General features: G+C 54.9%; 20 protein-coding genes. 7 read left to right on the plus strand and 13 right to left on the minus strand.

Features of this window, described 5'->3' with window-relative positions:
• Window positions 1-46: 46 nt before the first annotated feature.
• From ppnP to aroL, 4 genes are all read right to left on the minus strand, one after another.
• Window positions 47-331 carry a pyrimidine/purine nucleoside phosphorylase gene (gene ppnP / locus ABLU80_RS06905; protein ID WP_015368017.1) on the minus strand — a complete coding sequence of 95 codons (285 nt, stop codon included), beginning with the start codon at window positions 329-331 and terminating at the stop codon, window positions 47-49.
• Window positions 332-418: 87 nt separating this feature from the next.
• A complete protein-coding gene (locus ABLU80_RS06910) occupies window positions 419-1,096 on the minus strand; it encodes an AroM family protein (RefSeq protein ID WP_015704547.1) in 678 nt (225 codons plus the stop codon).
• Between the two features lie 251 nt (window positions 1,097-1,347).
• Window positions 1,348-1,539 carry a YaiA family protein gene (locus ABLU80_RS06915; protein ID WP_015368019.1) on the minus strand — a complete coding sequence of 64 codons (192 nt, stop codon included), beginning with the start codon at window positions 1,537-1,539 and terminating at the stop codon, window positions 1,348-1,350.
• 71 nt (window positions 1,540-1,610) lie between these two features.
• Window positions 1,611-2,135: a shikimate kinase AroL gene (gene aroL / locus ABLU80_RS06920; protein WP_015704546.1), complete on the minus strand. Its 525-nt coding sequence runs from the start codon at window positions 2,133-2,135 to the stop codon at window positions 1,611-1,613.
• A gap of 334 nt (window positions 2,136-2,469) precedes the next feature.
• Between aroL and ABLU80_RS06925 the strand changes: the two genes are divergently transcribed.
• A complete protein-coding gene (locus tag ABLU80_RS06925) occupies window positions 2,470-3,177 on the plus strand; it encodes a DUF2076 domain-containing protein (RefSeq protein WP_015704545.1) in 708 nt (235 codons plus the stop codon).
• Here ABLU80_RS06925 and ABLU80_RS06930 read toward each other — a convergent pair.
• A complete protein-coding gene (locus ABLU80_RS06930; protein ID WP_032707528.1) occupies window positions 3,174-3,632 on the minus strand; it encodes a YaiI/YqxD family protein in 459 nt (152 codons plus the stop codon). The genes ABLU80_RS06925 and ABLU80_RS06930 overlap by 4 nt on opposite strands.
• A gap of 115 nt (window positions 3,633-3,747) precedes the next feature.
• Between ABLU80_RS06930 and proC the strand changes: the two genes are divergently transcribed.
• A complete protein-coding gene (gene proC, locus ABLU80_RS06935) occupies window positions 3,748-4,557 on the plus strand; it encodes a pyrroline-5-carboxylate reductase (protein WP_015368023.1) in 810 nt (269 codons plus the stop codon).
• Window positions 4,558-4,603: 46 nt separating this feature from the next.
• On the opposite strand, the gene ABLU80_RS06940 is transcribed toward proC, so the two are convergent.
• From ABLU80_RS06940 to ABLU80_RS06955, 4 genes are all read right to left on the minus strand, one after another.
• Window positions 4,604-4,915, minus strand: a complete 312-nt coding sequence (locus ABLU80_RS06940; protein ID WP_015368024.1) for a PsiF family protein — start codon at window positions 4,913-4,915, stop codon at window positions 4,604-4,606.
• A gap of 91 nt (window positions 4,916-5,006) precedes the next feature.
• On the minus strand, window positions 5,007-6,422 hold the full coding sequence (gene phoA / locus ABLU80_RS06945) for an alkaline phosphatase (protein WP_020079513.1): 1,416 nt from the start codon (window positions 6,420-6,422) through the stop codon (window positions 5,007-5,009).
• A 100-nt stretch (window positions 6,423-6,522) separates the two neighbouring features.
• On the minus strand, window positions 6,523-6,783 hold the full coding sequence (iraP, locus tag ABLU80_RS06950; RefSeq protein WP_015368026.1) for an anti-adapter protein IraP: 261 nt from the start codon (window positions 6,781-6,783) through the stop codon (window positions 6,523-6,525).
• 309 nt (window positions 6,784-7,092) lie between these two features.
• On the minus strand, window positions 7,093-8,292 hold the full coding sequence (locus tag ABLU80_RS06955; protein ID WP_020079514.1) for a multidrug efflux MFS transporter: 1,200 nt from the start codon (window positions 8,290-8,292) through the stop codon (window positions 7,093-7,095).
• 302 nt (window positions 8,293-8,594) lie between these two features.
• On the opposite strand from ABLU80_RS06955, the gene ddlA reads away from it, so the two are divergent.
• Window positions 8,595-9,692: a D-alanine--D-alanine ligase gene (gene ddlA / locus ABLU80_RS06960; RefSeq protein ID WP_047080988.1), complete on the plus strand. Its 1,098-nt coding sequence runs from the start codon at window positions 8,595-8,597 to the stop codon at window positions 9,690-9,692.
• Between the two features lie 525 nt (window positions 9,693-10,217).
• Here the strand turns inward: ddlA and ABLU80_RS06965 are convergent.
• A complete protein-coding gene (locus ABLU80_RS06965; protein WP_015368030.1) occupies window positions 10,218-10,421 on the minus strand; it encodes a DUF2754 family protein in 204 nt (67 codons plus the stop codon).
• 242 nt (window positions 10,422-10,663) lie between these two features.
• On the opposite strand from ABLU80_RS06965, the gene ABLU80_RS06970 reads away from it, so the two are divergent.
• Entirely contained in the window at window positions 10,664-10,969 is a 306-nt protein-coding gene (locus ABLU80_RS06970; protein ID WP_015368031.1) for a DUF2755 family protein, read from the plus strand.
• On the opposite strand, the gene ABLU80_RS06975 is transcribed toward ABLU80_RS06970, so the two are convergent.
• The 3 genes from ABLU80_RS06975 to ABLU80_RS06985 form a co-directional block, all read right to left on the minus strand.
• On the minus strand, window positions 10,966-12,069 hold the full coding sequence (locus tag ABLU80_RS06975) for a DUF1615 domain-containing protein (protein ID WP_045361757.1): 1,104 nt from the start codon (window positions 12,067-12,069) through the stop codon (window positions 10,966-10,968). The two genes, ABLU80_RS06970 and ABLU80_RS06975, sit on opposite strands and share 4 nt — an antisense overlap.
• 18 nt (window positions 12,070-12,087) lie before the next feature.
• The gene (gene sbmA, locus ABLU80_RS06980; protein WP_015368033.1) at window positions 12,088-13,308 is read right to left on the minus strand and encodes a peptide antibiotic transporter SbmA; all 1,221 of its coding nucleotides are present in this window, start codon (window positions 13,306-13,308) and stop codon (window positions 12,088-12,090) included.
• A gap of 116 nt (window positions 13,309-13,424) precedes the next feature.
• On the minus strand, window positions 13,425-13,937 hold the full coding sequence (locus tag ABLU80_RS06985; protein ID WP_213795701.1) for an isochorismatase family protein: 513 nt from the start codon (window positions 13,935-13,937) through the stop codon (window positions 13,425-13,427).
• Between the two features lie 220 nt (window positions 13,938-14,157).
• Here ABLU80_RS06985 and ampH point away from each other — a divergent pair, with 220 nt between their 5' ends.
• The 3 genes from ampH (at window position 14,158) to ABLU80_RS07000 (ending at window position 17,095) form a co-directional block, all read left to right on the plus strand.
• Window positions 14,158-15,318: a D-alanyl-D-alanine-carboxypeptidase/endopeptidase AmpH gene (gene ampH / locus ABLU80_RS06990; protein WP_020079517.1), complete on the plus strand. Its 1,161-nt coding sequence runs from the start codon at window positions 14,158-14,160 to the stop codon at window positions 15,316-15,318.
• Window positions 15,319-15,425: 107 nt separating this feature from the next.
• Entirely contained in the window at window positions 15,426-16,400 is a 975-nt protein-coding gene (gene hemB, locus ABLU80_RS06995; protein ID WP_015704537.1) for a porphobilinogen synthase, read from the plus strand.
• 203 nt (window positions 16,401-16,603) lie between these two features.
• Complete coding sequence (locus ABLU80_RS07000) at window positions 16,604-17,095, plus strand: transposase (protein WP_348849848.1); 492 nt, start codon at window positions 16,604-16,606, stop codon at window positions 17,093-17,095.
• Window positions 17,096-17,239: the final 144 nt, after the last annotated feature.

A 17,239-nucleotide genomic window follows, 5' to 3' on the forward strand; every position in this document is an offset into this window, starting at 1 on the left:
CTTCCTGCCGGGCCCGGAAAGTGGACGCGGCAGGAAGGCGCTTAAATTACAGATAACGGCACAGGTAGGAAGTCGGTTCCGCCACCTGCAGGTGGAATTCGCTATTACCCGGCACGTTAAACACTTCGCCTGCCGCGTAAACTTTCCATTCAGTTTCACCCGGCAACAGTACGTTCAGCGCACCGCTGACCACGGTCATCTCTTCCGGCTGGGCGGTGCCAAAGGCGTATTCACCCTCTGCCATCACCCCAACGCTGGCGCGGCCGGTACTGCTGCTGGTGAAGCCGATAGATTTCACTTTCCCTGAAAAATACTCATTGCTTTGAAGCATAAACAAGACCTTATCATCGTTGGTTGAAGCTTCAATATAGGGGGCGCTCCTTGCCCCTGTCACGCAAAATTAATCGATAACGTCGGGTTAAACTAATAGTTCTGCCGCCAGTCGCGAAACCAGCACATTTGACAATAATACCGGGACATCCAGCGCTTTTTGTAATACGTCGCGGTGATGCTGATGATAGCCAAGACAGTCGAGCACCAGTACATCCGCTCCCTGTTCGACTAAACCTCTTCCTGCATCCAGCAGATCGCTGTCGCTGCCGCCCATCGGGTTCGCCAGCGCATAGTAAGGCGTATTTTCTAAAGTGAGCCACTTTTGCCGCTGCAGGGGCAGGACTTCTTCAACGGGTACAATCACTCCCACCTGATGGCCATCGACGATCGAGGCCACCAGCGGCGGAATAATCCGTTCAGGCTCAAGAAGGATAGCGTTGTGCGTCGCAAGGCCGCTCAACTGTTCGGAACTGAGAAGAAGAATGACATCATATTCCTGCCGATCCAGCATCTCGATAACGCAGCGCAGATCGCGCTCCACCTTTTGGCGGGAGACTTCCACCAGTTGGTTGTCATTGAGTAAGGTCAGCAGCCCCTGGTCGCCGGATTCCACGGCATAATCTTCCATAACGTCTTCACGCGTCATTTTACCTAACAGGCTAATATGGGTGATCTGCTCTTCCCTGATATGTTCGGTTAACAGCGGCAAAACTTCCGCCACCGGCGCCACGCCAATGGTCAAAATTGCCATCGTTGCACTCATATCATGTACCTTTTCACTACCACTGCTTCAACACAGGCTTCTCACACACGACATCCGCCCCCCTGGTGAGTAAAAATCAACCGTCGAGAAGCGTAGCAGCTCAGCGCCGCTGCGGAATGTAAAGATTCCAGAAGCTTCAGAGTCGCTCCTGAAAAATCCGTGTGTTAGGTATTCATTAGTACCATTGATGAATTAAAAATGTGAACTGGGCCCGGTATTGCCATCTTCATGACGCAAACCGGGCCGGGGGATTAGGTTTTCTCGGGATCTTCGTAACGCCGTTTGGCGTCTAATGCTTCCTGCTCGGAGGGATGCTCGCTGATCAGCGAATCGGGTGTCGGGTAATCCGCACGCAGCTGATACCAGGTGACCGTCTGACCCGCGGCGCCTTTTTCAACGGCGACAACGCGGGCTTGTCTCGGATAAGGAGGTCTGTTTGGCATTGTTCTTCCTTTTTCGGCTGTCAGAACAATTAAGTATAGGCCCCGCTTTCTTCCCTGACCCAGGTAAAATCCTAACTTACCGTCACATCGCACAGCATGGTCATAATCTGTTCAACCACCGCATCCGGCGTCGCGGTGGCGTCTACGGTATGATGGGCGGTTTCGCGGTACAGGGCTTCCCGTTGCGCCAGCACTTCGCCGACTTCCTCACGGACAGGCTTACCGGTCAGCGTTGGGCGTTGTTCCGCCTGCGGATAAGCTTCCAGCCGCTCAATCAAGGCGTTAACAGAAGCCTGCAGATAAATCACAATGCCGTTTTCACGCATATACAGACGATTGCGTTCAGCAAGAATAATCCCTCCGCCGGTCGCAATCACCGTATCCGGCAACGTAACGGCTTTCAGCGACAGCGTCTCCAGTTCACGAAAGCGCTCCCAGCCCTCTTGTTGCACGATTTCCGCTACCGTGCGTTTCTCATGGGCCTGTAAACGATGATCGGTATCGGAAAACTGGAAATGCAGCGCGCGCGCCAGGGCATGGCCGATCGTCGTTTTACCGCAGCCTCGCGGCCCGATGAGAAAAATTGGTTGTGTCATTACCGAAGACCCCCTGGTTCCGCGTGTCGCGGAGAAATAAAGGCGAAAAGTACGCCATGATACCTGCAAATGTCTGCCACGATAACCGTAAAATAATCGTTACATTTTTTAGGAAACCCTATTTACCACAGAGTTTGAATGGATTCCGCATGTAAACTTATCATTGCATTTAGTGTTATGCCAGCTTTACTTAAAGGCGAAGGATTATTTTTTATCCATCGTTTGCCGTAAACGGTAACACATTTCTGCACAGCTTTACGCTGCAACATATTTACAACACCGGCAGACCGTCGCACTCTGACGGTAAATGACCCGTGTGACAGAGGAATGTATCATGCAATCTGAAGAACAACGCCTTATTGATGGCCTGTTTTCCCGTTTAAAAGAGGCCGAGACGCACAGCGCATCGCGCGACGCCAGCGCCGAGGAGCGGATTGCCCAGCACGTAACCCAACAGCCGGCGGCCCCATATTATATGGCGCAAACTATCCTGATTCAGGAAGCGGCTATCAAACAGCTTAACGACCGCATTCAGGCGCTGGAGGCGCAGGTTAGCCAGCTGCAGGCGGCAAAACCGAGCAGCGGCGGTTTCCTGTCGGGCCTGTTCGGTGGCGGCCAGTCCCGCGGCGCCGATCCGATTCCAGGAGCCGAGCAATATGGCCGCCCGCAGACGAATAACGCTCAACCGCAGTATGCGCCACAGCAAAACTATGCCCCGCAGGCGGCAGGCCGCAGCGGCGGCGGCTTTATGGCGGGCGCACTACAAACCGCGGCCGGGGTGGCAGGCGGCGTGGTGCTGGGCAATATGCTGACCAATATGTTCAGTGGTTCACATCCGCAGGAGATTGTGAACATCATCGATGAACAGCAGCCGCAGCAGCAACAAGATGTCAGCCCGGCGCTGGATAATAACGCCGCCGAGGATCCGTTCCGCCAGCAGGACGACCCTTTCCTGGCGGACAATAATACCTTCGACTCCGATTTCGACGCCGGCTTCGGCAATGACGATGATTTCGGTAGCGATGATGACAGCTGGGTTTAATCCTGCTGGCGTTTAACCGCAAGCAGCCACTTCTCCAGCTCGGCGGCGAATAACTGCCGATCGCGCTGCGATAAACTATCCGGGCCGCCGGTCTGTACGCCGCTGGCCCGCATCGTCTCCATAAAATCACGCATCGTAAGGCGCTCGCGAATAGTCTCCTCACTGTAGCGCTCGCCGCGCGGATTCAACGCCGCACCTCCTTTCGCAAGCACTTCCGCCGCCAGCGGGATGTCAGCGGTGATCACCAAATCGCCCGGTTCACAGAGACGGACAATCTCGTTATCGGCAACATCAAAACCCTGCGCCACCCGTAGCGCGCGGACGTAACGCGACGGCGGAACCCGCAGCGACTGGTTGGCGACCAGCGTCAGCGGCGTCTGCGTGCGTTCGGCGGCGCGGAACAAAATTTCTTTAATGACATTCGGACACGCGTCCGCATCTACCCAAATCGCCATTTCGGCTCCTGTCGTCGGCAAAGGTTGCGACATTGTCGCCTGCTTTTCTCCCCCAGAAAAGCGCCAGGATGATAAGCTAGTGAGATCGTAACGAAAAATGCAGAGGGGAAAGGTAATGGATAAGAAAATTGGCTTTATCGGCTGCGGCAACATGGGTAAAGCCATTCTCGGCGGCCTGATCGCCAGCGGACAAGTGCAACCGGCGCAAATTTGGGTCTATACCCCATCGCCGGACAAAGTTGCCGCCCTGCATGACCAGTACGGTATTAATGCGGCGGAAAGCGCGCAGGAAGTCGCTCAGGTCGCCGATATCGTCTTCGGCGCGGTGAAGCCGGGGATCATGACCAAGGTGTTAAGCGATATCGCTTCCAGTCTGAACAAAGATTCGCTGGTGGTCTCGATAGCCGCAGGCGTCACGCTGGATCAGCTGGCGCGCGCGTTGGGCCACGATCGCAAAATTATTCGCGCCATGCCGAACACCCCGTCGCTGGTGAACGCTGGGATGACCTCCGTGACGCCAAACGCGCTGGTCAGCGCGGAAGAGATCGCCGAGGTGTTAACCATTTTCCGTTGCTTCGGCCAGGCGGAAACCATCGCCGAGCCGATGATTCATCCGGTGGTTGGCGTCAGCGGTTCCGCGCCGGCTTACGTCTTTATGTTTATCGAAGCCATGGCCGATGCCGCCGTTCTCGGCGGTATGCCGCGCGCGCAGGCCTACAAATTCGCCGCGCAGGCGGTCATGGGGTCAGCGAAGATGGTGCTGGAAAGCGGCGAACATCCGGGCGCGCTGAAAGATATGGTCTGCTCGCCAGGCGGCACCACCATTGAAGCGGTTCGCGTACTGGAAGAAAAAGGTTTCCGTTCCGCCGTTATCGAAGCGATGGCGAAGTGTATGGAAAAATCAGAGCAACTGAGCCGTTCCTGATAAGCCTGAAAGAGACTACGGGTGAGGCGCCGCCCCACCCGTCATCTTATTTCTTCAGGCAGGTACTCATAAACTTATTACGATCGTCACCCTTCAACGATTTCGACGCCGCTTCTTTGCTACAAGCGCTCATCTTCTGCTGTTGAGGCGTCAGCGTCTTGCCGGCCGCTGGCGCATCTTTCTTCAGGCAATTGCTCATAAAGGTTTTACGTTCATCACCCTTCAGCGACTTTGACGCCGCTTCAGTATTACATGCGCTCATTTTCTGCTGCTGAGGCGTTAACGTTTTATCTGCGGCACTCACCGCGGCAACAAAGACCAAACCAAAAAGTAGGGTTACCAGAAATGTTATTTTCATCACACCATCCCTCTGTTAGTGGATCTCTGTAAGTCTGGTCGCTATCAGCAAAAAAACCAGCCGGTAACGTAAATTCATTACCGGCCGCGGGTTATTTCAGGCCCAGCGCGTCTTTCATGGTGTAAAACAGATCGGTCTGGTCGGTAAGACCCACCACGTTGCCCGCATGCGGGCCATAGGCGGCAATACGCAGTTGGGTGCCGGTGTGTTCCATCGACTCTTCTTCAGAGTTGCCATAGCTCATCACCATTACCGCGCCATCTTTGGTCGTCAGCGCCTGGGTCAGGCCCGGCGCTTTCGTGTCTGCCGGGATAATCTGGCTGGAGTGGGCGTGATCGGCGGTGACGATCACCAGGGTATTACCCTCTTTTTTGGCAAATTCCAGCGCTTTCTGTACCGCTTCATCGAGGTCGACGGTTTCGCCAATCTGGCCGCAAGGGTTTGCCGCGTGGTCCTGTTTATCGATAGACGCCCCCTCAACCTGCAGGAAGAAACCTTTCTCGTTGCGGCTCAGGAGATCAATCGCTTTTTCGGTCATCTGCGCCAGCGTCGGTACGGAAGCATCGCGTTTCGGGTTTGGCGTACAGGTTACCGGCGGTTTGTCGATATTGCCGTGATAAGAGGCTTTCGGGCCTTCCCACCGCACCGGCATATTGCCGTCGGAGAACAGACCGAGCAGCGGTTTACCCTGATTTGCTTCGCTGATAGCGGCGAGTGAAGCGGCGTCGGTCACAATCTGATAGCCGCGAGCGACCGCCTGCTCATGCAGGGTTTTCCCCTGCCACTCCCCTGCGGTCGCCGTTTCAGCAAAGGTCTTCGCCCCGCCGCCTAAAGAGACATCCGGACGGGCATTCAGCAGTTGTTCGGTGATAGAGCCCTTGCCGCCTTTTTCCAGCGCGTTGCTGGCGCATTTTTCGCTGGTCACGCCAGGGCCATAGCATTTACGCGAGGTCACATGCGCCACCTGCGCCGCCGGCGTCGCATCCTGCAGTTCAGCCGTCGAGACATTGCCGGTGGCAAGACCCGCGGCTTTCGCCAGCTCAAGGATGGTCTGATGATCTTTTTCGTGGATATCAACGCCCAGCGCGCCGTTATAGCTTTTCACGCCGGTGGTCCACGCGGTTGCCGACGCGGCGGAATCCGTCACGTAATCCGGCTTGCCGGTTTTTTTATCCAGAGAATAATGGGTGTATTGGCCCGTCAGCGGCAGGGCATCAATACCTTTAAAGAAACCGCCGGCGCCTTCGGCATAATTTCGTGCGGCGGTAATTTCTGAATCACCCATGCCATCGCCAATGAGCAAAATAATATTTTTCGCCGGCTTATTGATTAACGAAGCGCGCAGCGCTTCGGTCTGATCGCCCGTTAAACGGCGCGCCCCGCCAGGGGTCGTGATATCGCCCTGCGCCGCGCGATTTTCCAGCACCGGCGAAGAAGTTGTTTGTGCATGAATAACCGGGGGAGCCAGCAGCGGTAACAGGGCAATAAAGAGGGCAGATAATTTCACTTTGTCGTCTCCATGTAAAAAATACTTAAAAAACAAAACGAGGGAGACTTTATAAAAGTGGTGTGACAGAAAAATGACAGCATCCTTACTGGTCACATGATTAGTTACGAGGATGCCGGAGCAGCTTTTTTATATATTGCTGCAGAAGCTGGGTGTCACGGTCGTCCACCAGCGGCCCGGGCTTGACCTGCTCCATGGCGGTTTCGATATCCTGAATCAAACGTTGCTGCGCATCCTCAGCCATATGGCGCAGCAACGCGGTGACGACAATTTCCAGCGCCTCAACCTGTACCGTCAGCTCTTTTGCCTCTTCTTCTTTTTGCGCCAGATTGACCAACAGCTCAGCAATGAGATTTTTCATTACGCATTATCCTTAAGCAACATCCATAATGGCCTAGTTATGTCATACATCGGCATATCGATACCAGAATTATTTTCAAATAATAGGGTTATTCCTGCAATAATATTTAGCGAAACGTTTTTATTACCGCCGGACAACAAAGGGAAAGCTCCTATAATTAATAGCTAAAAGATAATTCTATAACCAAATTTAATAGTAAATAATAAAATGGAATATACGTCGCACTATTTAAGGATAACTAAAGGTAATGGTTAATAGCTATATCAGCCGATTAATATAAGGCGCCCTTATGAGCGCCCAATTTTTTATTTAAACGGCCGCGCGGCGGCTACGGCGTAACATAATCGCCAGTTGCCAGATATTAATCAGGACAATCAACGCAGTGGCAATAAACACCCAGCGGAACCCCGCCATTGCCGAGACCGAAGCGCCAATGAGCGGCCCGGCGACATTACCCAGATACATAAATGACTGGTTATAACCGAAAATACGCCCGGTGACGTTATCGCTGCAGTATTTCAAGAGCAGCGTCTGGACCGCCGGTAACATCGCGCCGTCGGCAAAGCCCAGCAGGAAGCGCAATACCCCGAGCTGCAGCGGCGAAGTCACGAACGACATCGCAAAGAACATCACCACTGCGCAACATAACGTCGCAAGCAGAATACGTGACGTCCCGATGCGATCGCCGAGTTTCCCCAGCCGAGGCGCGGAAATCAACGCCGAAATCCCCGGTACGGCGGCAATCATCCCCGCAAGAAACGCGATGTTGTTACTATCCGGCGCCATCGACTTGATAAATAACGCCAGAATCGGCCCGATAGAGCCGTTACACAACTGGATAACCAGGGTGGTGAAAAACAGGCTAATCACCAGCCCCGGATGGGTCAATGAAGCAAAGACCGCTTTACCGCTCAGGCGTTCAGCTTTGCTCATTTGCGGCCGGGCGCCCTCTTTAATCAGAAACAAGGTCACGAGGAAGCTGACCGTCAGTAAAATCGCGGTAATGAAAAATACCGCCCGCAGGCCGACGTGGTCGGCAAGAAAACCGCCAAGCAGCGGGCCACCGATCACACCGCTTATCTGCGCCGTCGAGAGCGTACTTAGCGCCCAACCGCTGCGTTCACGCGGCACCTGCGAGGCCACCAGCGCCATGGCGTTGGGTATATAGCCTGAGGTTAGCCCCATTACCGCACGCAAAATAAAAAGCTGCCAAACGTTGGTCGCAAAAGCCTGTAGCAAAATCGCTATCGCCATGCCAAGGGAGGCGCGCAGCAGCATCAGTTTGCGCCCTTTGCGGTCTGCCAGGCTCCCCCACATCGGCGAGACAATCGCCGACACCAGGAAGGTGACGCTAAAGGTCAAGCCCGACCACATCGACAGCGCTTCATGTGAGGTAACGCCCAACTGAGAGACATACAGCGGTAAGAAGGGCAGAATTTGACTGATGGCGAGTCCGGTGAAAAAACAGCCGAACCAGACAGAAATGAGATTAACCTTCCAGGATTCCATAACTACGCGTATTCATTAGTGTTTCGTTAATTATTACCTAGCTTAGCAATTTCCGTCTCCGCACGTAGCACCAGAGATGCGCATGCCGCGAGTTTGGTGTTTTATCGCCCTGACCGCGGAGTAGACAAACATAATCGAAGATAACCGCATTTTCGTCAGTGCGATGTGCTGAGGCACATCGGCGGATAGCGACGAATGCGCAGCATTTAACCCTCTGCAGCATAGGGTAAAGATTCAGGCAGCCATCTCGCTAAAACACATGCTATGTTATGTGTTTTGATGTAATCAGGATGGAAGTTGAAATGGCTAAAATGAGGGTTGGGATCGTTTTTGGCGGTAAGTCGGCAGAACATGAAGTGTCGCTGCAGTCAGCCAAAAATATCGTCGAAGCAATTGATAAAACGCGCTTTGATGTTGTGCTGATGGGAATCGATAAACAGGGGCTTTGGCATATCAACGATGCCAGCAACTATCTGCTGAACCCGCAGGATCCCGCCCATATCGCGCTGCGCCCATCGGACGTGACGCTGGCGCAAATTCCCGGTCGCGATGCCCATCAGTTGATCAACGCCGATAGCGGCCAGCCGCTGGCGGCCATCGACGTTATCTTCCCGATTGTTCACGGCACCCTTGGCGAAGATGGTTCGCTGCAGGGGATGCTGCGGATGGCGAATTTGCCGTTCGTCGGATCCGATGTGCTGGGCTCCGCCGCCTGCATGGATAAAGACGTTACTAAACGCCTGCTACGCGATGCCGGTCTGTCGATTGCGCCGTTCATCACCCTGACTCGCGCCAACCGCCAGCAGTTCAGCTTTGCCGATGTCAAAGCGAAGCTGGGGTTACCGCTGTTCGTGAAGCCCGCAAACCAGGGTTCTTCCGTCGGCGTCAGCAAAGTGAAGAGCGAAGAAGAGTACCTGCAGGCCGTCGCGTTAGCCTTTGAATTCGACCATAAAGTGGTAGTTGAACAAGGGATTAAGGGCCGTGAAATCGAGTGCGCGGTGCTGGGCAATGATTATCCTCAGGCCAGCACCTGCGGGGAGATCGTTCTCAATAGCGAATTCTATGCCTACGATACCAAGTACATTGATGATAAAGGCGCGCAGGTGGTGGTTCCGGCAGCCATCGCCCCGGAGATCAACGACAAAATCCGCGATATCGCCGTCCGCGCTTACCAAACGCTCGGCTGCAGCGGAATGGCCCGCGTGGACGTCTTCCTGACGGAAGATAACGAGGTGGTGATCAACGAAATCAACACGCTGCCTGGCTTTACCAACATCAGCATGTATCCGAAGCTGTGGCAGGCCAGCGGCCTGGATTACACCAGCCTGATAAGCCGCCTGATCGAGCTGGCGCTGGAACGCCACGCCGCCGACCGCGCGCTGAAAACCTCAATGAACTAAGCCTCTTTCCCGGGTAGCGACATACCGCCTTACCCGGGCTACCGCGGTGCCGTTATTTTGTCGGATGGCGGCTAACGCCTTATCCGACCTACGGTCCGTGCGGCCTGCTGTTAATTTCTTCACCACGCTGGCTGACACTACTGGTGCTCTCAACCCCCGGTGGCGCTGCCGCTTACCGGGGCTACAGCGCTTTGCGATTTGGTAGCCCGGAGAAGGCGCAACGCGCCGCGTCCGGGAAAAAACCTTAAAAAGTTGCAAACCGATAACAGTATCTACGCCGGCATGTGATCTGTAGGCCCGCGCAAGCGTAGCGCCGCCGGGCAATAACCGCGGGTAAAAAGCCACTTTCGCGCCGGATGGCGGCGGCGACTGGCCGCCCTCTGTGCGCTCCCTGCGCCATGAGAGACATAACGCAGAAGAATTATCGGGAGCGCAATGTGCCTGGAAACAGCACAGAACAACCGTTTTTCCAGGTCGAAACGATCGCAAACCGATAATAATAACTACCACGTCTTGCCGGGGATATTACGCCTCTTCTGCCGGACGGCGGCGAATAACAAATCCCGCCAGCCAAAAGCTCACGACCCACGTCGCCAGACCGACGGCATAAGATTGCCACCCCTGCGCGTCAAACCCCAGCAGCCCCACCACGCCATTCAAAATAAAAATTAACCCCAGCGCGAACGCGTAGTAGTGCCAGTCACGGCGGATTTTGTCGGTCAGCTTCATAACGACTCCTGCAGAAAAAAAACATCATCGCATAGCCGCCCGCCGCGCCAACAAGATTGTTCGCACAATGCGAAGCCGCTCTCCCTTTTGTGCAATGCGGGCCCGCCGACAGTTTTGTCAAAACAGGATTATTCCTGGCAGAAATTACCAGCAATCTGATACAGGGAAACGCCCGCCGCTGCCAGAATTCCTGTCTATAGAGCTGGGGGAAAACCAGCGGAACAGGTGTTGCGGAGGTTTATATGGCTGAATTTACGTTTTCAAAGACGCTGATGGGGAGCAACAAAAAGAAGGTATCGGTCACCAGCGGTAACATTGCCTACGCGCTTTTTGTTCTGCTGTGCATCTGGGCCGGCGCGCAAATGTTGAGCATGCTGGTACACGCGCCTGGTGTATTCGAACATCTCATTCAGATTCAGGATACCAACCGCCCGCGTATTGAAATTGGGCTCGGCGTCGGTACCCTGTTCGGTTTAATTCCGTTCCTGTTTGGTAGCCTGCTGGTCGGCGCGCTGGGGCTTATCCTGCGCTGGTACCATAACCGTTAACGACGCGCCATACAGCTGGCGCGGCGATCGTCGACCCGCTTAGCAAACCACGCGGTGGTGAGATTGCGGGTGATTTTCGGGCTTTCCAGTTGGATCCCTGGCAACATCTCGCGCGGAAGTGTTTTCCCGGCCTTTTTCTCGGCGATTTTGAATATTTTCTTATACAAATCGCTCTCTTCAAACGCCAGGCTGTCACCCTTCTTCAGTTGACGATGGATATCGCTATCGCTCATCCCCAACTGCCCGGCTAAACGGCGCACCGCCAGCTCAGTCGTTCCGGGTTCATCGCTGTCATAGCGAATAAGATCGCCATCCAGCGCCAGCTTAACGCCGGTGGCTTTAACCACCGCATTCTGGAAGGCGGCATTACGGCTGGCATACCAACCGGCATTGAAATCAGCAAAGCGGTACAGCGGCACGCTGTAGTTAGCCGGGTAGTTGAGCAGATGATAGGTGCCGAACCACAACCCGCCACGTAGACTGAAAACCTCCTGGCGCACGGTGCCGTCCATTTTCCACGGATAACCATCGGTGTGCTGCTGGGCAAAGGCGATGCTTACCTGCATTGGCCCGCCGGTATGCACCGGGTTGAGAGAGCCGAACAGCTTCTGGCCCATCGGCACCATGCCAATGAAGTCATCAAAAATCGCGCTCAGCTGTTTTTCCGTTTTGACGTTATCCAGGCGATCGCTGTAGCTTTTACCGTTTGGCGAGGTGATTTTCAGCGCGGTATGCACCAGAAATACCGGGATATGCATTTTTTCCGCCCGGCGGTCAATTTCCTGCCAGGCGATTTTATTCAGGCCCGGCACCGCCGGATCGGCCTGATAGTTTGATTCCTGCTGCGCGACCGCCAGCACCGAACAGACGTTTTCTTCCGTCGGCGCCAGCTTCTGGCTGTCAAAGGTTTTGGCAATCGCCTGCGCCCAGGCCTCGCGGTCTTTGACGCTGGCGGGCATTTTTTGCCGCACCACGGCGGCAACATCCACCGGCTTCTCGCCTTCTTTCAACTTAGGCGCCTGCTGGCTGGTACAGGCGCTCAGCACCAACCCGGCCAGCAGCGTAAAAGAGAGTGAAACACCGCGAGAAACCTGCGCCATAAACCTTCCTTGCATTTATTAATTAACGGTTGAAGAGACTTCCTGCAGCCCTTTGTTATCCAGTTCGCGCTCAAAGCTGCGCAGACGTTTATAGATGGACATCAGTTCCACCAGCGTGGTCCACGAACTTATCAGATACTGGAACGAGCCGCGAACCTGGCCGAACACGTTGGTGATCTGGGTCATCAGGCCGAGCGTAATCGTACCGGCGACAATCGACGGAAACAGCAGGAACAAGCCGAAAACGTTATCCACCTGCAGGTAAAGAATACGGGCGATATTGAAATACATATAGTGGAAATAGAGACGGAAGTAGTTGTGGCGCACCGCGTTGAACAGCTCGCGCACGGTCGGCGGCGTGGCGCGGTTGGCGTCATCCTCACCATACACCAGCTCTTTACGATAGGCGGCTTCTACCCGCTGGTTTTTAAATTGCAGGCCCGGCAGCTTGATCCCGACCACCGCCAGCAGCCCGGTTCCCATCAGCGACCACACGATAGCGGCGATCACCAGTCCATACGGTAAATGACCAACGATCGGCAGGTCCGGCACATGCGCCGACAGCGAAACCAGCACCGGCAGGAAGGCGATCAGGGTCATGACCGCATTAATAAAGCTTACGCCCATGTCTTCAAGCGTCGCGGCGAAGCGCATGGTGTCTTCCTGCACACGCTGAGCTGCACCTTCAATATGGCGCAGATGCTGCCAGTGTTCCATATAGTGTTCGTTCATCGCGGTACGCCAGCGGAACACATAGTGGCTGACGAAGAAGTTATTCAGCACGCCAATCACCACCGCAATCAGCGCGATGCCGAGAAAAATGCCAATCTCGTGGTAGAACTGACTGATGCTGACCTTGTGCGGCGTGGCCAGCGCGCTCTGAATCAAATCATAGAACGGCGCATACCAGGCGTTGATCGCCACCCCAACTTCCACCAAAAACCAGGTGACAAAAATAATCAACGAGGTGCCGAGAATCGACCAGTATTGCCAACGATGCGGGCTATAGATAAACCAGAACAGCGCAAAGGCGCCGACGCAGAACAGGTAATACGCGTAGAATACCAGATAGTTGAGCGACCAGAACCGCGCCGCGCTGATGGCGACATCCTGCGATGCGCCGGTTATTCGCAGCAGCCAGTCGCCGCCGCCCGCCTGCCAAAAGATCACCGCCAGCAGCGACCAGATAAAGGCAGAAATAAAAAACGGCCCCGGTTTGGGGAAAAAAGCTTTAAACATCGTACTCTCCTGCTAACTTCTTATCGTTCTGTTTTTGCTGTGTACCACACGTACGCCCGCCGCAACGCGCGGCGGCGAAGTAAAGCGGACCCATGATGAGACCGGATATCAGCGACTTAGTTCGTCTGCCATTCGGCAAGAATTGTTTCTACGGGTTTCACGCGTAAAGGATTATCGGGAAGGGTGAAAGTCCGCCACACCTCGTTATAGTGAGCGATCAGCGTTTTGGCCTCGGCGGCGGCGCGGTTGGCGGTGGTATGGGCATCTTCGGCGATGGTGATGGCGTAGCCGCGGCTGGCGCCGTTTTTGATGGTGGTATCGACGCAATAATCGGTCGCGCAGCCGCAGATAACAAAAGCGTGAGTTCCGACCTCGCGCAGCACCTGTTCAAGTTCGGTTTTATAAAACGCATCGCAGGCCGTTTTGGTGACGTAGCGCGCCCCGGCGGGTTGCGCCAGTTCAGGCAGCAGCGCAAACCCCTCGCTTCCCTCTTCCAGCCCACCCGCTTCAGCGTGCTGAATGAAAATAACGCTATCGGCGGCGTGAATCAGGCGATTGATTTGCGCCACGCAGCGTTCGCGATCGACACGCGGCGTCTCGAATACGCCGTTTTGCATATCCACTACCATCAGAACCCGTTGAGATGCCATCACCACTCTCTTTTATAAGATGAATAAGAGCTTAATCATACGCGTCAGGCGGAAAAGCAGATATCTGAAAGCGGAAAAAAGTCATTTTTACGCACCGTTACGCTTTTCTGTGAATATTGTCGTTATTCCCACTTTGTTCGCTGCGACTTCGTAGTATAAATACAGTGTATATTCCCCTAATAAACGATGGATGCCTCCGTTGAAACGTAGTTTGCTCATTTTTGCTGCGCTGTGCGCGGCGTCGTGGACCTCAGCCCAGGCGGTTCAGCCGAGCGTTGATCCGGTATTTACTTCTGATGTGGTCGACCGCTTCGCCGAACATATTTATTACGGCAGCGGCGCCACCGGCATGGCGATGGTGGTTATCGACGGCAATCAGCGCGTATTCCGCAGCTTCGGCGAAACGCGCCCCGGTAACAATCAGCATCCACAATTGGATTCCGTTATCCGTATCGCCTCTCTGAGTAAGCTGATGACCAGTGAAATGCTGGTGAAACTCCTCGATCAGGGCGTGGTTAAGCTTGACGATCCGTTGAGCAAATACGCGCCGCCTGGCGCACGGGTGCCAACCTACCAGGGCGTACCGATTACGCTGGTCAACCTCGCGACCCACACCAGCGCCTTGCCGCGCGAGCAGCCCGGCGGCGCGGCGCATCGCCCGGTTTTCGTCTGGCCGACCCGCCAGCAGCGCTGGAACTGGCTGTCGACGGCTACGCTTAAAACCACGCCGGGTTCGCAGGCGGCCTATTCCAACCTGGCCTTCGACCTGCTGGCCGATGCGCTATCGACCGCCGCCGGTAAGCCCTACCCGCAGCTGTTTGAAGAACAAATCACCCGTCCGCTCGGTATGAAGGACACCACCTTCACCCCATCGCCGGACCAGTGTCAGCGCCTGATGGTGGCGGAGAAAGGCGCCAGCCCGTGTAATAACACCCTCGCGGCCATCGGCAGCGGTGGCGTGTATTCGACGCCGGGCGATATGATGCGCTGGATGCAGCAGTTCCTCTCTTCAGATTTCTATACCCGCGGCCAGCAGGCCGATCGCATGCAGACGCTGATTTATCAACGTACCCAGCTCACCAGAGTGATCGGCATGGATGTACCGGGTAAAGCCGATGCGCTGGGTCTGGGCTGGGTGTACATGAAGCCGAAAAACGGCCATCCGGGCATTATTCAGAAAACCGGCGGCGGCGGCGGATTTATTACCTATATGGCGATGAACCCCCAGGCAAACGTCGGGGTCTTCGTGGTGGTGACCCGTTCCGCGTTAACCCGTTTCAGCGCCATGAGCGACGGCGTCAACGATCTCGTCAGCGCCTTAAGCGGCGTGCAGCCGAATATGGAAACCGCCAGCCAGTAATCGTTGCGGGATGTTTTGCCACTGATTGTTAAGGATCGTTTTGGCGAAACATCCCGCTGTCGTTTGCGGTACACTACCTTCTTTCATTTCACAAAATCAGGCAAACCATGACAGATTTAATCACTCGCCCACGCCGCCTGCGTCAATCCGCCTCGCTGCGCGCCATGTTTGAAGAGACAACACTGAGTTTGAACGACCTGGTGTTGCCGATCTTTGTTGAAGAAGAAATTGACGATTACAAAGCCATCGAAGCGATGCCTGGCGTCATGCGTATTCCGGAAAAACATCTGGCGCGCGAAATTGAGCGCATCGCCAACGCCGGTATCCGTTCAGTGATGACTTTTGGCATCTCCCATCATACCGACGCGACCGGTAGCGATACCTGGAACGAAAACGGTCTGGTGGCGCGGATGACCCGTATCGCCAAACAGGCGGTGCCGGAAATGATCGTCATGTCCGATACCTGCTTCTGCGAATACACCTCGCACGGCCACTGCGGCGTGCTGTGCGAGCACGGCGTCGATAACGATGCGACCCTGGAAAACCTCGGTAAGCAAGCGGTGGTCGCCGCGGCCGCCGGCGCTGATTTCATCGCGCCATCCGCCGCGATGGACGGTCAGGTGCAGGCGATCCGCCGTTCGCTGGATGCTGCGGGCTTTACCAATACCGCGATTATGTCTTACTCGACCAAATTCGCGTCATCGTTCTACGGCCCGTTCCGTGAAGCCGCCGGTACCGCGCTGAAAGGCGATCGTAAGACCTACCAGATGAGCCCGATGAACCGTCGCGAAGCAATTCGCGAGTCGCTGCTCGATGAAGCCCAGGGCGCGGACTGCCTGATGGTGAAACCGGCTGGCGCCTATCTGGATATCCTGCGTGATATCCGCGAGCGCACCGACCTGCCGCTCGGCGCTTATCAGGTCAGCGGCGAGTACGCGATGATCAAATTTGCCGCGCAGGCTGGCGCAATCGACGAAGAGAAAGTGGTGCTGGAAAGCCTTGGCGCAATTAAACGCGCGGGCGCGGACCTGATCTTCAGCTATTTCGCCCTCGATCTGGCCGAGAAAAAAATCCTGCGTTAAACCCTCCCTCTCCCCGGTGGCGCTGACGCTTACCGGGGCTACCAACCGAATGCCAAATCGTAGCCCGGATAAGGCGTTAGCCGCTATCCGGGAATCAGATTTTGCGTGCCGTTTTCCATCTTCCGTGATGGCTCCTTGGCGAACCTTCTCTTCTCCTTTAACGTCTTAAATCACATTATAAACGCTGCCTACCAGGAGAAGCTGTGGTTGCTTATCGACGTTATTACATCAAGGGGGGAACCTGGTTCTTTACCGTTAATTTGAAAGACCGTAGAAGCAGGCTTCTGACTGAAAGAATTGCATTATTTCGCTACTCCATCTCCGTTGTAAAACAACGTCGCCCTTTTATCATTAATGCCTGGGTGGTATTGCCTGAACATCTCCACTGTATCTGGACACTTCCCAATAATGATGACGATTTTTCTTCACGCTGGCGCGATATCAAAGGCTGCTTTAGCAGAACATTAAAACGACAACATATCTGGCAACCTCGCTTCTGGGAGCATGCCATACGTGATGAAGAAGATTATCGCCGCCATGTTGATTACATATATATCAATCCATTAAAACATGGCTGGGTTACGCAGGTTATAGATTGGCCATTTTCAACCTTTCATCGAGATGTCCAACGCGGGCTATATCCTGCAAACTGGGCTAGCGAAAGCTTTGAGCTTAGCTGCGGCGAACGCCGATAGCCCCTCCCCGGTGGCGCTGACGCTTACCGGGGCTACCAACCAAATGCCAAACCGTAGCCCGGATAAGGTGTTAGCCGCTATCCGGGGATCCTCCCCGGTGGCGCTGACGCTTACCGGGGCTACCAACCAAATGCCAAACCGTAG

The sequence above is a fragment of the Klebsiella sp. CN_Kp104 genome (assembly GCF_040064515.1).
GTDB lineage: Bacteria > Pseudomonadota > Gammaproteobacteria > Enterobacterales > Enterobacteriaceae > Klebsiella > Klebsiella aerogenes.

Excerpts from the sequence above, each read along its gene's own strand:
- ABLU80_RS06955 (WP_020079514.1), bottom strand. The coding sequence starts at position 8,292 with ATGGAATCCTGGAAGGTTAATCTCATTTCTGTCTGGTTCGGCTGTTTT.
- ABLU80_RS06985 (WP_213795701.1), bottom strand. The coding sequence starts at position 13,937 with ATGGTAGTGGATATGCAAAACGGCGTATTCGAGACGCCGCGTGTCGAT.
- ABLU80_RS06925 (WP_015704545.1), top strand. The coding sequence starts at position 2,470 with ATGCAATCTGAAGAACAACGCCTTATTGATGGCCTGTTTTCCCGTTTA.
- ABLU80_RS06930 (WP_032707528.1), bottom strand. The coding sequence starts at position 3,632 with ATGGCGATTTGGGTAGATGCGGACGCGTGTCCGAATGTCATTAAAGAA.
- ABLU80_RS06965 (WP_015368030.1), bottom strand. The coding sequence starts at position 10,421 with ATGAAGCTGACCGACAAAATCCGCCGTGACTGGCACTACTACGCGTTC.
- sbmA (WP_015368033.1), bottom strand. The coding sequence starts at position 13,308 with ATGTTTAAAGCTTTTTTCCCCAAACCGGGGCCGTTTTTTATTTCTGCC.
- ppnP (WP_015368017.1), bottom strand. The coding sequence starts at position 331 with ATGCTTCAAAGCAATGAGTATTTTTCAGGGAAAGTGAAATCTATCGGC.
- iraP (WP_015368026.1), bottom strand. The coding sequence starts at position 6,783 with ATGAAAAATCTCATTGCTGAGCTGTTGGTCAATCTGGCGCAAAAAGAA.
- ABLU80_RS06975 (WP_045361757.1), bottom strand. The coding sequence starts at position 12,069 with ATGGCGCAGGTTTCTCGCGGTGTTTCACTCTCTTTTACGCTGCTGGCC.
- aroL (WP_015704546.1), bottom strand. The coding sequence starts at position 2,135 with ATGACACAACCAATTTTTCTCATCGGGCCGCGAGGCTGCGGTAAAACG.
- ddlA (WP_047080988.1), top strand. The coding sequence starts at position 8,595 with ATGGCTAAAATGAGGGTTGGGATCGTTTTTGGCGGTAAGTCGGCAGAA.
- ABLU80_RS06940 (WP_015368024.1), bottom strand. The coding sequence starts at position 4,915 with ATGAAAATAACATTTCTGGTAACCCTACTTTTTGGTTTGGTCTTTGTT.
- proC (WP_015368023.1), top strand. The coding sequence starts at position 3,748 with ATGGATAAGAAAATTGGCTTTATCGGCTGCGGCAACATGGGTAAAGCC.
- ABLU80_RS06970 (WP_015368031.1), top strand. The coding sequence starts at position 10,664 with ATGGCTGAATTTACGTTTTCAAAGACGCTGATGGGGAGCAACAAAAAG.
- ABLU80_RS06910 (WP_015704547.1), bottom strand. The coding sequence starts at position 1,096 with ATGAGTGCAACGATGGCAATTTTGACCATTGGCGTGGCGCCGGTGGCG.
- ABLU80_RS06915 (WP_015368019.1), bottom strand. The coding sequence starts at position 1,539 with ATGCCAAACAGACCTCCTTATCCGAGACAAGCCCGCGTTGTCGCCGTT.
- hemB (WP_015704537.1), top strand. The coding sequence starts at position 15,426 with ATGACAGATTTAATCACTCGCCCACGCCGCCTGCGTCAATCCGCCTCG.